The 452-nt window shown below is 40.5% G+C and carries 1 protein-coding gene; it reads left to right on the top strand.

Annotation, left to right across the window (positions count from 1 at the left end):
- The coding region (locus ACSZPU_RS26305; protein WP_499004568.1) for a hypothetical protein at positions 1-398 on the top strand (398 nt) is incomplete at its 5' end.
- Positions 399-452: the final 54 nt, after the last annotated feature.

The raw sequence follows: 452 nt of genomic DNA, 5'->3' as shown, positions 1-452 counted from the left end.
AGGCAACCGTCTGTGGTGTTTGCAGAGCTAAGATTGGCGGCTTAGCGTTGCACTTCGGAGTTGAATCCGCCCTTTACTCTGATGTTGATGGAACCATGAAAGCATATTATGAACACACTAATAGGCTATATTTTCGCTTAGGTAATGCCTTTACCCCAGCTACTTACACTTGTGATATTATTAACCCTGATAAAACTGTAACTTTGCCAGGGATTCAAAGTAACGATATCGTTTCCCGGAATATTGGGAAAATTGCTGCATCAAAAACTGAGTTTAACTTTGAGCTACAATGCCAATCAGGAACAATTGTGCATATGTCTTTGAAAGGCAATGGTAATGACATGGCTGGTACAGGGACTGATTCTGTGTTGAAAAACCTTAAGGAAGGTGCGATTTAATCGTCAATTATGAGAACATAACCCTTTCTTTGACATAGACTTTTCACGATGCCC

Origin of the sequence: Phytobacter sp. V69 (genome assembly GCF_965644215.1) — a bacterium.
Taxonomy (GTDB): Bacteria; Pseudomonadota; Gammaproteobacteria; order Enterobacterales; family Enterobacteriaceae; genus Phytobacter.
The sequence above is the reverse complement of the archived record's forward strand: the minus strand, read 5'-3'. Positions and strand labels throughout refer to the sequence as shown.